At 40.3% G+C, this 13,635-nt stretch carries 14 protein-coding genes; 11 read left to right on the top strand and 3 right to left on the bottom strand.

Going from position 1 to position 13,635, the window contains the following annotated elements:
* Together ACY3FQ_RS12065 and ACY3FQ_RS12060 are read right to left on the bottom strand one after the other, a co-directional pair.
* On the bottom strand, positions 1-986 hold a 986-nt coding region (locus ACY3FQ_RS12065; protein WP_489774104.1), incomplete at its 3' end, for an OmpP1/FadL family transporter.
* Positions 987-1,314: 328 nt separating this feature from the next.
* Positions 1,315-2,559 (bottom strand): OmpP1/FadL family transporter, encoded by a 1,245-nt coding sequence (locus ACY3FQ_RS12060; RefSeq protein WP_201950545.1) that lies wholly within the window; start codon positions 2,557-2,559, stop codon positions 1,315-1,317.
* 706 nt (positions 2,560-3,265) lie between these two features.
* Here ACY3FQ_RS12060 and ACY3FQ_RS12055 point away from each other — a divergent pair.
* From ACY3FQ_RS12055 to ACY3FQ_RS12045, 3 genes are read left to right on the top strand one after another with little or no spacing between them, the layout of a single operon-like run.
* Positions 3,266-3,475 carry a hypothetical protein gene (locus ACY3FQ_RS12055; protein ID WP_262471301.1) on the top strand — a complete coding sequence of 70 codons (210 nt, stop codon included), beginning with the start codon at positions 3,266-3,268 and terminating at the stop codon, positions 3,473-3,475.
* A 48-nt stretch (positions 3,476-3,523) separates the two neighbouring features.
* Positions 3,524-3,769 carry a hypothetical protein gene (locus tag ACY3FQ_RS12050; RefSeq protein ID WP_265102682.1) on the top strand — a complete coding sequence of 82 codons (246 nt, stop codon included), beginning with the start codon at positions 3,524-3,526 and terminating at the stop codon, positions 3,767-3,769.
* Positions 3,770-3,781: 12 nt separating this feature from the next.
* Complete coding sequence (locus tag ACY3FQ_RS12045) at positions 3,782-4,090, top strand: hypothetical protein (RefSeq protein ID WP_227509192.1); 309 nt, start codon at positions 3,782-3,784, stop codon at positions 4,088-4,090.
* A 101-nt stretch (positions 4,091-4,191) separates the two neighbouring features.
* Here the strand turns inward: ACY3FQ_RS12045 and ACY3FQ_RS12040 are convergent, their stop codons facing one another.
* A complete protein-coding gene (locus ACY3FQ_RS12040; protein WP_201950552.1) occupies positions 4,192-5,211 on the bottom strand; it encodes an AraC family transcriptional regulator in 1,020 nt (339 codons plus the stop codon).
* Between the two features lie 152 nt (positions 5,212-5,363).
* Between ACY3FQ_RS12040 and ACY3FQ_RS12035 the strand changes: the two genes are divergently transcribed.
* From ACY3FQ_RS12035 to ACY3FQ_RS12000, 8 genes are all read left to right on the top strand, one after another.
* Positions 5,364-6,809: a coniferyl aldehyde dehydrogenase gene (locus ACY3FQ_RS12035; protein ID WP_201950554.1), complete on the top strand. Its 1,446-nt coding sequence runs from the start codon at positions 5,364-5,366 to the stop codon at positions 6,807-6,809.
* 114 nt (positions 6,810-6,923) lie between these two features.
* Positions 6,924-8,642 (top strand): GMC oxidoreductase, encoded by a 1,719-nt coding sequence (locus tag ACY3FQ_RS12030; protein WP_201950556.1) that lies wholly within the window; start codon positions 6,924-6,926, stop codon positions 8,640-8,642.
* A 480-nt stretch (positions 8,643-9,122) separates the two neighbouring features.
* Positions 9,123-9,557 (top strand): arsenate reductase (glutaredoxin), encoded by a 435-nt coding sequence (arsC, locus tag ACY3FQ_RS12025; protein ID WP_005005940.1) that lies wholly within the window; start codon positions 9,123-9,125, stop codon positions 9,555-9,557.
* A 57-nt stretch (positions 9,558-9,614) separates the two neighbouring features.
* Positions 9,615-9,935 carry a metalloregulator ArsR/SmtB family transcription factor gene (locus ACY3FQ_RS12020; protein WP_004981310.1) on the top strand — a complete coding sequence of 107 codons (321 nt, stop codon included), beginning with the start codon at positions 9,615-9,617 and terminating at the stop codon, positions 9,933-9,935.
* Positions 9,936-9,941: 6 nt separating this feature from the next.
* The gene (locus ACY3FQ_RS12015; RefSeq protein WP_005005946.1) at positions 9,942-10,415 is read left to right on the top strand and encodes an arsenate reductase ArsC; all 474 of its coding nucleotides are present in this window, start codon (positions 9,942-9,944) and stop codon (positions 10,413-10,415) included.
* Between the two features lie 7 nt (positions 10,416-10,422).
* Complete coding sequence (arsB, locus tag ACY3FQ_RS12010) at positions 10,423-11,466, top strand: ACR3 family arsenite efflux transporter (protein ID WP_005005948.1); 1,044 nt, start codon at positions 10,423-10,425, stop codon at positions 11,464-11,466.
* A 5-nt stretch (positions 11,467-11,471) separates the two neighbouring features.
* On the top strand, positions 11,472-12,176 hold the full coding sequence (gene arsH / locus ACY3FQ_RS12005) for an arsenical resistance protein ArsH (protein WP_201950561.1): 705 nt from the start codon (positions 11,472-11,474) through the stop codon (positions 12,174-12,176).
* A 153-nt stretch (positions 12,177-12,329) separates the two neighbouring features.
* Entirely contained in the window at positions 12,330-13,394 is a 1,065-nt protein-coding gene (locus ACY3FQ_RS12000; RefSeq protein WP_201950564.1) for an ArsO family NAD(P)H-dependent flavin-containing monooxygenase, read from the top strand.
* Positions 13,395-13,635: the final 241 nt, after the last annotated feature.

Raw genomic sequence — 13,635 nt, 5'->3', positions numbered from 1 at the left:
CAGTTTCCTTCTACAGGGCCAAGTGTCGTAACAGGGTTACCTGCTCCAGAGTCATAACCAACAGAAGCTGAACCAGCCCATTTATCATTAAACTTATGAGAAAGACCTGTTGTAATAGACCACTGATCATCTGAATAGTCGATTAGATTTTGTGCTTTACCTCTTGCAGCTTGTGTTGCAGCAGCTAAATATGTTGGCTTAACTGCAAATTGATCCCAATGTACCCAGCGAATATTTGCAAAAGCTAAGGTATCTTTAGCGACACCTGATTGCAAATCAATGTTTACAGACTGAGGTGTAACAACTTCTGTGTTTGAGTTAGGACGAGCAACAGCACCTAGGGCAAATGTTTCTGAAGTATCAAGTTCATGTTTGATTTCAGAGCGATAAGTGACAGCCGCTCTAAGTGCAATTTCAGGGATAGAGTATGCGGCACCTGCGATCCAACCGAAAGCATCATCTTCTTTGAGATCTATGTCGTAGCCACCTAATAGACGAGTACCACCGTATGCGGCACCACGTAATGAAACTTTTCCTTCAACTGTTTGATATACGGGGCCTGCATAAAAATTCCAGTTTTGGTTGGGTTGGTAACCAATCAGCGCTGTTAGATTATGAGTATCAACTTCAACAGAAGTTCCTTCCGTACCATTACCAAATGTACCTGCTGTTGATGAGTAGGTTGCATCAGCACCGAAAGGCTGATCATATAATAATCCTAGTGAAATATTATCGGTTGGCTGTATTTTAATCGCTGCAGAAGGGAAGTAGTAATCATCTCCCATATCACTGATTTTTTCATCTTTAACAACTGTAGAGGTACCTTCTACAGTTGGATCAATTACTGTAAAACCAGCTTCAGCATAGTTGCCCGATTGAAAAAAAGCAGACATTGATTGCCCAGATCGATCTAGACCGCCAGCTATGACAGAAGTTGTTGGGATTAAGCTGAGCAAAATAGCCGAGCGAAGAGCTGTAAGCTTCATAGGGAACATTCCTTGTTGTAGCTTTATGTAAGTGATTGGCACGAAAAGTAACATAAATACAAAAAGAGTAAATGCTCAACTACGGTTGTAAAATGAACTGAAAAGTTAAAAATTGTACTTGTGTAGAGTAAAAACACTAAAAAAAATATTAATTTTATGATTTATATGGATTTATTTTTAGATGCTGAGTGGCTGATTGAATATTATGCAAAATGTTTAAGTGTTTGTTTATTGCTCAAATGAATCACAAGTGTATAAAAAAGAGCGTAGGTGTCATTGTTGAAAATGAAAAAACCATCTTTGCAGATGGTTTTTTCAGTATTAGTAATTAGAACTTGTAACCGATTTTTAAGCCATAAGCTAAAGCATCATTGTCATTAAATTCTGCAACATAAGTATCTGATCCAAAGTTAGATGCGGCTTGCGCTTTTGCATCGCCTAACCAGAAGTATTTAACACCACCAGCGATAAAGGTTGCAGGTGTTGGACTATATTGAAGTCCTAAGCCAACATTCCAGTAACCTTCAGTTGGGCCAAGAGTTGATATAGGATTACCTGCACCAGAATCCCAACCTACTGAGACATTACCTGCCCATAGATCATTAAATTTACGGCCTACACCTACGTTTGCTGACCATTGGTCATCAGTATAAGCAACAATATCAAAGCCATTTGGGTTGTCTGGAGTCTGGCCTAGCGCACCTAGAGTATCTGCAACAGTTCCGAATTGTTTTAGGTCAAGAGAAAAGTCTTTCCAATTCACCCAACGTACATTTGCAAAGGCAACTGTATTTGCCATGATCCCTGTTTGGAAATCAAGGTTAACAGATTGGGGAGTTGTAATATTTGCATCTGTTGCTACATCGTAAACAGGGCTACTGCCAACAAATGCTAATACGTTACTTTGACCATATTCGCGAGCAGATGCTTTGTGGTCAATTTCAGAGCGATAAGTGATAGATGTTTTTAAAGCAATTTCAGGAATTTGATAAGCAAAGCCAGCTAACCAGCCAACTGCACCATCTTCATCTAAATCAGCATTATATAAGCCAAGGCCGTTAGCTGAACCATATGCCGCACCACGTAATTGAACATTACCTTTAATTGTTTGATAAACAGGACCAGCATAAATGTTGAAATTTTCATTTGGCTGGAAACCAAAAATCATAGACAAACTTTGAGTGTCAACTTCTACTTCAGTTGCTTCACCGTTTAAGTGGAACAAACCTGTATTGAGACCAACAAGTGGGTCACTTGTTGAGTATGCAGCATCAGCACCAAATGGTTGGTCATAGATCAAACCAAATGAGAAGTGGTCTGTTACTTGTAATTTAAGAGCAGCTGAGGGGAAGTAGTAATCATCTCCCATGTCAGAAAGATTGCCGCCACCAGCAGTTGAAATAGCCTTCCCAGATACATCTGGATCTAATACAGAAATACCTGCTTCAAAATAGTTACCAGGTTGCAAGAATGCAGAGATTGACTGACCTGAACGATCTAGAGCAGCGGCAAATGCCCCGGTCATTGGTACAGTTGCTAAAATCATTGCTGTCGTTAATGTCTTTAATTTCATTCTACGTCTTTCCTTGAGGTGCAAATGCAAATGTTTGTTGCTCATTTTGTGTTTATGTTTTTTGGCTTTTGGAGAAGTCGGTTAACCGAAATCATTTGTTACTCCGTGTCACAAAAATAGCACAATTAAAATAAGAGTAAATACTCTAGATATAACTAATCAGTTCAAAAAGTAATCACAATAGAGTTTTTATACTAAAAATATACATTTATACAACCTAAGTTAATGAAAAATATAAATATATAATTTGAAATATAAAATTTATTTTTTGGTTAAAAATTACTCAATTAAGTGTGGTAATAAATCTTTTTGTGATGCTTATCACGGTTTTTTTTACTGCTTTATAATACAAAATTATATTTTGTAGATCATTTATCGATTATTTTTATTTAGAAGATCGAGCTATTGTTTTTACATGATTAATATGGTCTACAGCAGCAATGATAATTGTTGCGGATATATTGCGTTGTGTTATAAAAAAACATATAAATTTGAATCAAATGTTAATAACAAAAATCTTTAGTTTTAAATATAGATGAATGAAGATAGGTGGTCATTAAGCGGTGCAATCAGCACTCAATCTTGACTTAAATTAAGCTGTAGTTTTGTTATACCGTTAAAAGCATAATTTATTAAAAAATTTAGAGTTTTAGTTTGCTATCGCTCTACTGTGAACCATAAATGATTAGAAGGATGCGATAAGTACATGAATAATTTTTCTTTCAATCCTAGAGCAATAAAAGGCTTACTTTTTCTTAGCATTTTGGGAGGATTAGGAGCTTCTCAGGCTTATGCCGACAATGGTGCAGATTTGGCCCAACAGTTATCAAATCCTGTCGCGAACTTGGTCAGTGTGCCATTTCAATTAAATTATGATGAAAACATTGGTATGGCTAAAAATATAGAACGTTATTAACTCAATATTCAGCCCGTTATCCCGATTGAATTAAATGAAAATTGGAATTTGATCTCTCGTACTGTATTACCCGTAAATTATCAAATTTATAATGAAGGGGGGCGTGATGATGATTGGGGCGTGGGTGACATTGTACAAAGCTTATTCTTTTCTCCCTCAAAAACATCGGACAATGGGGTTACATGGGGTGTAGGCCCTGCCTTGCTCTTTCCAACCGCTTCGGAAAAGGCCTTGGGTGCAGATCAATACGGTGCTGGCCCAACTTTTGTCGTTTTGAAGCAAAGTCACGGTTAGACATTTGGGGCATTGGCAAACCATATTTGGGGAGTAGAGCATGAAGATGATGTTGAGGCGATCAGTAGTACCTTTGTGCAACCTTTTATTAGTTACACTTATCCAAATAGTACGACGGTGGCATTGAATACTGAAACGACATATGACTGGAATGCAGAAGAAGCCACAGTTCCTGTCAACTTGACTGTGACCAAAGTGATTCGCCTAAATGGTCAGGCGATTAGTGTGGGCGGTGGTGCTCGATATTGGGTTGATGATACTGACGGCAGCCCGAAAGGTTGGGGTGCACGCTTGGTCGCATCCTTTGTTTTCCCGAAATAATCAATTGAGTATGCATTGAATAGTGCGACATGCAACGGATTTAAACTAGATGCTTGAATCCTTTGGGCACTTTTGATTTAACAAAGTAGCAAAACCAGAAGTCACACAATAGGGCTTCTAGTTTTGGCTTTTAACTCGGTTGGGGGAATGCCAAACCAGCTTTTAAAGTTGCGACTGAAAATAGATAACTCTGCATAGCCCAACTGTAGAGCAATATCTGTCAAATTCACATTGCCTGCATCAAGCATACGAAGCGCTTCTTTTTTTCGGACATTTTCAAGTATATCTCGATAGCTTGTTCCTTGCATTTTTAAAGCGCGCTGAAGCTTTTTCGGATGCATGCCCATACAGAGTGCGATATTTTCAATGCTGCAGTCTCCTGTCGCCATCAGCATGCGGACTGAACTCTCTATCAGTGCGGTATTGTCTTCAGTTTTGGTGCTGCTTTGTGTTTCAAGCTGCTGTACGATTAGTTGATTAATGGCATCTTCATTAAAGTTATAGGGTTTATAGCTTAAAAAGCTTGCGGGAAAATATAGCGCATCTTCATCGGTTTCAAATTCCACCGGACATGAAAAGTGAGCTTGGAAAGTTTGGGCACCTTTTTGTGGTGGTTTTTGCTTGAAGCAAATTTTTTCAGCATGCCACTGTGAACCAATCAAATCTTTGAGAATATTCGTGACAAGGCAAATGGCCAGTTGTGATTTTTGTGGTACATCGGTGTTGTATTCACTTAAACGCACAAAGTTCAGCTTACAGAGCAGAGCATTATGTTGCGAGACGTGGAAGACAATGCCTTCAGCATGTAAATAGACATAATTTTGCGCCACGCTTAAGGCTTCAAGTATGGTCGTTTGTCGGGACATGTAGACGCCAATCAAACCGATTGTGCTAATATTTTGGAGTGCACCGAGTTTTAAACCGAAGCAATCATCCTGACAAGCTAAGGCCGCTTTTTCCAATAAATTTAAATAATGATCATAATGAATAAATGAATCTGGATCGCGGAGTAAAGCAGGTAAAATCCCGATCTCTTTCAAGATTTCTATAGGGTTGATGCCATAACTACGGACTAAGTCTTCAAAACCGCCGAGGCTGGCTGCACGAATATAACTTCCCATCACAACATTCCGTGTTGTCCTAAAAGATCAATTTAGTGTCCTAAAAAGTCAAGCATAATTCAAGCCATTTGTTAAAGTAGGATAAGAGATTATCTCAACCAACATAGAAAAGAAGTATTTAATCACCATTTTAGCCGTGAAAGGAAAAGCATATGCAACTTACGGTTCAGTCTCATATCGAGCAAACAGTGATAGAACAGACATTGCACGATTGTTTTCAATTACAGCGCAAAAGCTTTCATCAGCAAGGCATTGAAACGATTGCACAACGCAAGCAACATTTACTGAATTTAAAAGCATTGATTAACAATCACCGTGAAGCAATTATTGACTCCTTGAATCGTGATTATGGCAATCGTTCACGTCATGAAACCTTATTGGCAGAAATTATTACTGTCACGGATGACATAAACGGCAGCATCAAACACTTGAAACACTGGACCAAAGTACAAAAACGACATGTCGATCATAGCCTGTATTTTGGTGCAAAAAACCGTGTGATTCCGCAGCCGCTGGGGGTGATTGGAATTATTGTGCCGTGGAATTTCCCCATCAATTTGATGTTTTCACAGTTGTCGGCCGTGTTTGCTGCGGGGAATACGGCTATGGTTAAAATGTCTGAAAATTCAAGACATTTGGCTGAATTACTGATTGAGTTAAGTCCCAAATACTTTAAAGCGGAAAAATTACAGATTTTCGATGAGACTGGTGAAGTAGGCATCGAATTTTCAAAATTGCCGTTTGACCACCTGATGTTTACTGGCTCTGGTGCGACAGGGCGTAAAGTCATGGCTGCTGCAGCACAGAACTTGACGCCAGTGACTTTGGAGTTGGGTGGTAAATCTCCTGCGGTGATTGATCCTGAATACCCTATTGAGAAAGCTGTAGAACGCATTATGTTTGTGAAACAGTTTAATGCGGGGCAAATTTGTACCAATGTCGATTATTTATTTGTACATGAGTCGAAGTTACAAGCTTTTATTCAAGCCGCGGCAGCGTGGGTGCAGGAACATGTGCCTGATATTCATAGCAAAGATTATACTTCTGTGATTGATGAGCGTGCCTTTCAGCGCTTAGTACATAGCTTGGCAGATGCTGAAGCCAAAGGGGCAAGTTTGATTAATTTAAATCAGCAAGAGCCTGATGCGGGGACACGAAAATTCCCACTGACTTTGGTGTTGAACAGCAATGATGCGATGGAAATCGATACGCGTGAAACCTTTGGCCCAATTTTGATGGTCAAAATCTACCAGAAGCCTGAAGAGGTGGTGGACTATATTGTACAGCGTGATCGTCCATTGGCCTTTTATCCATTTAGTAATAACAAAAGCCTAGTCGAATTTTATATCAGCCGAGTTATGTCGGGCGGGGTTTCGGTCAATGATGCCTTATTTCATGTCGGGCAGCATGACTTGCCATTTGGTGGAGTCGGTGCCAGCGGGATGGGGCACTATCATGGTTATGAAGGCTTTTTGACTTTTTCCAAAATGCGTCCTGTGTTTTATCAGGCGGGTTTTTCGAGCTTGAAGTTTCTCGCGCCGCCTTACGGAAAATTTGCCAATTGGCTGTTGAATTTATTGATCCGCATCAAGTCATAAGCGCTTAAATTTTAAAACCTCAAAATCACTTTTCACTTCAAGATGGGTATTTTGAAGTGAAGGGGTTGGTGTGTTTAAAAACAGAAAAATAAAACTATTAAAGGAGTTAATAGGATGAAGAATAAAGATTTTGATTTTGATCAAATCGTGATTGGCTCAGGCTTTGGTGGATCGGTCAGTGCTTTACGCCTCAGTGAAAAAGGCTATAAAGTCCTGATTTTGGAGAAAGGCTTACGCCGTGAAGACAAGGATTTTCCAACCACCAATTTAGACACCAAAAACTATTTGTGGCGACCTGAACTGGGATTCAAAGGCACGATGCAATTTACTTTCACCAGTAAAACCACCATTTTGCATGGGGTAGGTGTTGGTGGGGGCTCACAAATTTATGCCAATGTACATTTAATTCCACCTGATGCAGTTTTTGAGTCCGAGGCTTGGACGAAAATTCGTAAAGATTGGAAAGACACCTTAAAACCATTTTATGGTCTAGCTCAACGTATGCTGGGTACAGCGAATAATACTTATACCAATATTGCAGACGACACGTTAAAAGAAGTTGCGAGTGAAATTGGATATGCAAATTCATTTAAAACGGTGAATACGGGGGTCTTCTTTTCACAAGTAGCTGGTCTGGAAGGACAAGTAGCGAAAGATCCGTATTTCAATGGAGAAGGGCCAGATCGTAACTCATGTATTTATTGTGGCAGTTGTATGTTGGGCTGTCGTAATAATGCCAAAAACACCCTCATGAAAAATTATCTGTATTTTGCTGAGCGTAATGGCGTTGAAATTCGCCCAAGCTCTGAAGTCATCAAAATTATACCCTTGAGTGAGGATGGTGGTGAAGGCTATGAAATCATCGTCAAAGAAACTTTAGGCAAGAATGTTCGTCAGTATAGTTTACGCAGTCGTGGGGTAGTGTTATCTGCAGGGGTGATGGGTACGGTACCGATGTTGTTAAAAATGCGGGATCAGCATAAGACTTTACCCAATATTTCTTCATTGCTGGGACAGGAAGTTCGGACGAACTCGGAAACCCTGACCACAGTGAACAATACTGGTAAAAAACTGGATGATGGTGTGGCAATCAGCTCCTTTATTTCAGTCGATGCAGATACCAATATCGAGGTCACACGTTTCCCTGAAGGTGCGGATGCTTCATGGATTTATATTCCATATGTGCCGATGGTGACTGGTCAGGGCTTTATGCGCTTTATGAAGTTTGTGTTCACTACACTGTTGCATCCCTTAAAAACCTTTAAAGTACTGCGTTATAAGGGTAAAGCCAAAGACTCTATTATTTTATTGGTAATGCAAAAGTCTGAAGCGTTTATTCATTTTGAATGGCGTAGAAAGTGGTATCGACTGTTCAAAAATAGTATCACTGCCGTGCAAAAAGAAGGGGACACGCCACTCACCGTTTCATTCCCAGCGGCTGAAGAAGCCACTAAAATGATTGCACAAAAGTTAGGTGGAGAACCGGGTTCTGCACTTACTGAAATTCTACTGGGAACGCCAACGACAGCACATATTATGAGTGGTGTTGCGATGGGTAATGATAAGTCGAATGGCGTTGTAGACTTCACCGGTCAAGTCTTTGGTTATCAAAATTTACGCGTATTAGATGGTTCAATTGTGCCGGGAAATTTAGGTGTGAATCCCTCACTGACCATTACCGCTCTGTCTGAATTTGCGATGAGTCAAATCCCTGTGTTCTCCGCAGAGCGTGCAGCAAAGATTCAGCGAATCCAGTTTAGTCAGCCTTTGGACGGACAGGTGTCTGACTTGAAGGGTACTGGTGATTTAGTTAGTGCATTAAGCAATGCTTAAAAAAAGTGGATATGGTTTGGGCTGGTGATGGTGCCTAATACGGCAAAATAGACAGCCGAAGCAATACAATCTTGAGATCATTATCCCTCTAACGCTGTATTAAAGCGTTAGAGGTCGTTGCTGATTTTATGGGCTATAATTCAGAAATTCCTAAGCTAAGAAGAGAGCGAAAAGCTGTCTTACCTTGTTACCGATTAATTGGGCGGGCATTACTGAGTCTATTCGTAAACCCAAAAGCCATGGTTTATTTTTTCTTTTTATAGAATATGACAAGTAAAATCAAAATAATAACTAAGATCAAAGTAATCATGACTGTTTCCATAGCTTGACCTCTAAATCTTGGGTTTTATCTAATTTTAACACGCTCATTCGATCACTATATATTCAAAAAAGATCATTTTATATTCTTTAAATATGGAGTTGCATATATATGATTATTCATATATAAGTATATATAAAGATTCAATTGAGTTTGAGCAAATGTCTGCTACTCCAAAAGTTAAGATTTATCACAACCCTGAATGTGGTACATCACGTAATACATTGGCGTTAATCCGTAATGCCAATATTGAACCTGAAGTGATTGAGTACCTTGTAACACCTCCATCTAAAAATGAACTGATTCAAATGATCGCGGATGCAGGTTTAACGGTGAGAGAAGCGATTCGTAAAAATGTTGCTCCATATACAGAATTAGGAATTGATCAAGAGGATTGGACTGAAGATCAATTGCTTAATTTTATGCTTCAGTATCCAATTTTGATTAACCGCCCATTCGTGGTGACTGAACTAGGAACTCGTTTAAGTCGTCCGTCAGAACTGGTTTTAGAAATTCTGCCACTCCCACAAAAGGGTGCTTTCACTAAAGAGGATGGTGAACAAGTGCTTGATGCAAATGGGTTACGTTTGAAATAAAAATTTCATGGATATATGTGAATATTGATATATCCATATGTCAGAGTGAGTGAAAGTATGGATCAAATCAATTTCTTTAAATGTTTGGCTGATGAAACGCGATTCAACATCGTCATGTTGGTTCTTGGAAATAATGAACAGTGTGTTTGTGATTTGACTGAAAAACTACAACTCAGCCAACCCAAGATTTCACGGCATTTAGCCTTATTACGCTCTTCTGGTCTTTTACAAGATCGACGTCAAGGACAATGGGTCTATTACAGTCTCAATCCCAATTTACCTACTTGGTGTATAGACGTACTTAACACCCTTAAAAATGCTGATTTACAGCCAAAAGTTGCTCCATCATTTCAACAAATCAATAGTTATTGCGAGTAGAACAATATGAAATTCCTTTTTTTGTGTACTGGAAATAGTTGCCGTAGCATCCTGTCAGAAGTGCTGTTTAATAGTCGTGCCCCAGAGGGTTGGAAAGCATACAGTGCAGGTAGCAAGCCATCTGGACAGGTACATCCATTGACCATTGAAACTTTGGAAAACTTAGGTCTTTCAACCGAAGGTTTGTGGAGTAAGACCATTGATGACTGCGAACAATTCCAACCTGATGTGGTGATTACGGTTTGTGATTCAGCCGCTCAGGAAGCATGTCCGCTCTATTTAGGTGGTGCAATCAAAGCACATTGGGGTTTAGCAGATCCATCACACTTGGATTTACCGAAAGAAGAAAAACTCAAAGCCTTCCAAGTCACCGTTGATCATATCAACCGACGCTTAGACGCTTTATTGGCACTCGATACAGCGCATATGTCTCGTCCTGAGTTGATAGCCGCGATCAATCAAATTTCGCATATTGAATGAGATCATCATGGCTCAACAAAGATTATCCTTTCTAGATCGTAACCTCACGCTATGGATTTTTATTGCCATGGCATTGGGCATTGCGATTGGTGTGTTCTTTCCGCAAGCCTCGGTGGCTTTGGATAAAATGAGTGTGGATTCAGTCAATATTCCGATTGCGATCGGTTTGATTTTGATGATGTATCCACCTTTGGCAAAAGTGGACTATGCTGCTTTGCCACAGGTGTTTAAAGATAAGAAAACGCTGACACTCTCCTTAGTACAAAACTGGCTTATTGCACCTGTTTTGATGTTTGCCTTAGCCATCATTTTTTTACATAGCTATCCTGAATATATGACCGGCTTGATCTTGATTGGTTTAGCACGCTGTATTGCGATGGTCTTGGTGTGGAACGGTTTGGCCTGTGGGGATAACCAATATGTTGCTGCATTGGTGGCCTTTAACAGTATCTTCCAGATTTTATTCTTCAGTACTTATGCTTGGCTCTTCTTGACCTTTTTACCGCCTTATTTCGGTATTGCAGGACAGGTGATCAATGTCGATTTCTGGACCATTACCCATGCGGTATTGGTGTATTTAGGGATTCCATTTTTTCTTGGCTTTATGACCCGATTTATTTTGGTTCGTGCTAAAGGTTTGGCTTGGTATCAAAATACCTTTTTACCCAAGATTAGCCCACTGAGTTTGCTGGCTTTATTGTTTACGATTGTGGCGATGTTTAGCCTTAAAGGAAACGATGTAGTGAGCTTGCCACTCGATGTCTTGCGTATTGCGATTCCATTGACAATCTACTTTATCGTGATGTTCTTCATCAGCTTCTTCATGAGCAAATGGATGGGGAATGACTATCCTAAAACCACAGCAATTTCTTTTACTGCTGCGGGAAATAATTTTGAATTGGCGCTGGCTGTAGCCATTGCAACTTTTGGTTTAGCTTCACCTGTGGCGTTTACTACTGTAATTGGTCCACTGGTTGAAGTACCAGTGTTGATTGCTTTAGTCAGTGTGTCTTTGTGGCTTAGAAAAAAGTTTTTTAAAGAAGAGGTGTAATTTCTATGACTCTCCCAAATGTAGATATGAATCTTTTGGATCAACCGACTTTAGAAAAAGTACAAGCTAAAGTGCTAGATCATCCACCCCGTATTTTGCTGCTGTATGGTTCAAACCGTGAGCGCTCATACAGCCGATTGGCGGTGATGGAAGCTGGTCGTATCTTGGAGCAGTTTGGCGCTGAAGTAAAAATTTTTCATCCTAAGGGCTTGCCCTTACCTGAAGATGCGGATATGGAACATCCAAAAGCCAAACAACTACATGAACTTTTGGCATGGTCAGAGGGCATGGTGTGGTGCTCGCCGGAACGCCATGGCTCAATGAGTTCAATTTTCAAATCGCAAATTGACTGGATTCCACTGGCAGGTGGTGCTATTCGTGCAACCCAAGGCAAGACTTTGGCGCTCATGCAAGTCAGTGGTGGTTCACAGTCTTTTAATAGCTTAAACCAGATGCGTATTTTAGGTCGTTGGATGCGTATGATCACCATTCCAAACCAATCGTCTATTCCCAAAGCTTTTTTAGAGTTTGAAGAAGACGGCAGGATGAAACCTTCAGCCTTTTATGATCGAATTGTCGATGTCATGGAGGAGCTGTATAAATTCACGCTACTGACGCGTGGGCAAAGTCAGTACCTCACAGACCGTTATTCAGAGCGAAAAGAGTCGGCAGAAGAATTATCTAAGCGTGTCAATCAACGTAGCTTATAAACTTTAGATGATCAAAGATGTTGAAAAGCAGCTTGAGCAATTGAAAAGCCCAATTACAGAGTTGATCAATTTGTAAAATTCGCTCAGCCTGTTGCATAGACTGGGCTTTTTAATTTTGAATATGGCTTAACTATAGCAAATGGGAGAGTGGCTTTGGCTCAACTAAAAGCAGAAGTTGATGTGGTTATCATCGGTGGTGGTCAGTCGGCACTTGCTACAGCGTATTTCCTCAAACGTAAAAAAGTGCCATTTGTGATTTTAGATGATCAATCGCAAGCTGGCGGTGCATGGCTGCATGCTTGGCAGTCGCTATGTCTTTTTTCACCGCATACATGGAGTTCGTTGTCAGGTTGGATGATGCCAACGACTGAACGCACCTACCCAACGCGAAATGAAGTGATCGAGTATTTGTCGGCATACGAGCAACGCTATCAATTTCCGACCATTCGGCCAGTCCATGTCGATCATATTGAACAAGAAGATGACTATTTAGATGTGTATGCTGGAGATCAATATTGGCGGGCAAAGGCTGTGGTCAGTGCAACAGGTACATGGAGCAAGCCTCATATTCCTAATGATATTGGACGTGAAAAATTTAAAGGAATACAGCTTCATTCAGCGGACTATATGAATGCAGCGCCTTTTAAAAACAAGAAAGTCATCGTGGTGGGGGGCGGAAACTCAGGCGCACAAATTCTTGCTGAAGTTTCAAAAGTTGCAGATACCACTTGGGTCACAGTAACACCACCTCAATTTTTATCGGATGATGTTGATGGGCGGGTCTTGTTTCTTCGGGCAACGGAGCGTTTAAAAGCCCAACAGGAAGGTAAAGTGATCAATCAGCCTGTTGGTGGTCTGGGTGATATTGTCATGATAGACAGTGTCAAAGAGGCAAGAACACGAGGAGTTTTGCACAGTCGAGAGCCTTTTGTAGCATTTACTGAGCATTCGGCAGTTTGGGCTGATGGTTCAATGCAAGCGGTAGATGCTGTCATTTGGTGTACAGGGTTTAACCCCGCACTCAATCATTTAAGAGGTCTTGGTGTGGTCGAGCCTGATCAAACGGTTGCTGTCCATAATGGGCGTTCAATGAAACTAAATAATTTATGGTTGGTTGGCTATGGTGAGTGGACAGGCATGGCATCGGCGACTTTAATTGGAGTGTCCAGAACAGCAAGAGCTGCGGCTGATGAAATTGCTGCCTACTTGACTAGCTAAAACGTATAAGTTTAAAGGGATGCGTAAACAGGTTTCATGCATGAACAATTCGATTTGATTCGATACGGATGAGGACGGAAATAGGATTCGCCGTGAAGCAAATGGAAAGTAATTATTGATGATTGATAGGAGATTTAAGGTGCTCTAAGTAGCTAATTAAAATAAGAAATCCTATCTATTTAAATCAGAAAAGCAGCCGAAGCTGCTTTGCGTTTTTTTATCATCGTTGAAGTTGCCTCTA

This window comes from Acinetobacter sp. AB03 (assembly GCF_058107045.1).
The sequence above is the reverse complement of the archived record's forward strand: the minus strand, read 5'-3'. Positions and strand labels throughout refer to the sequence as shown.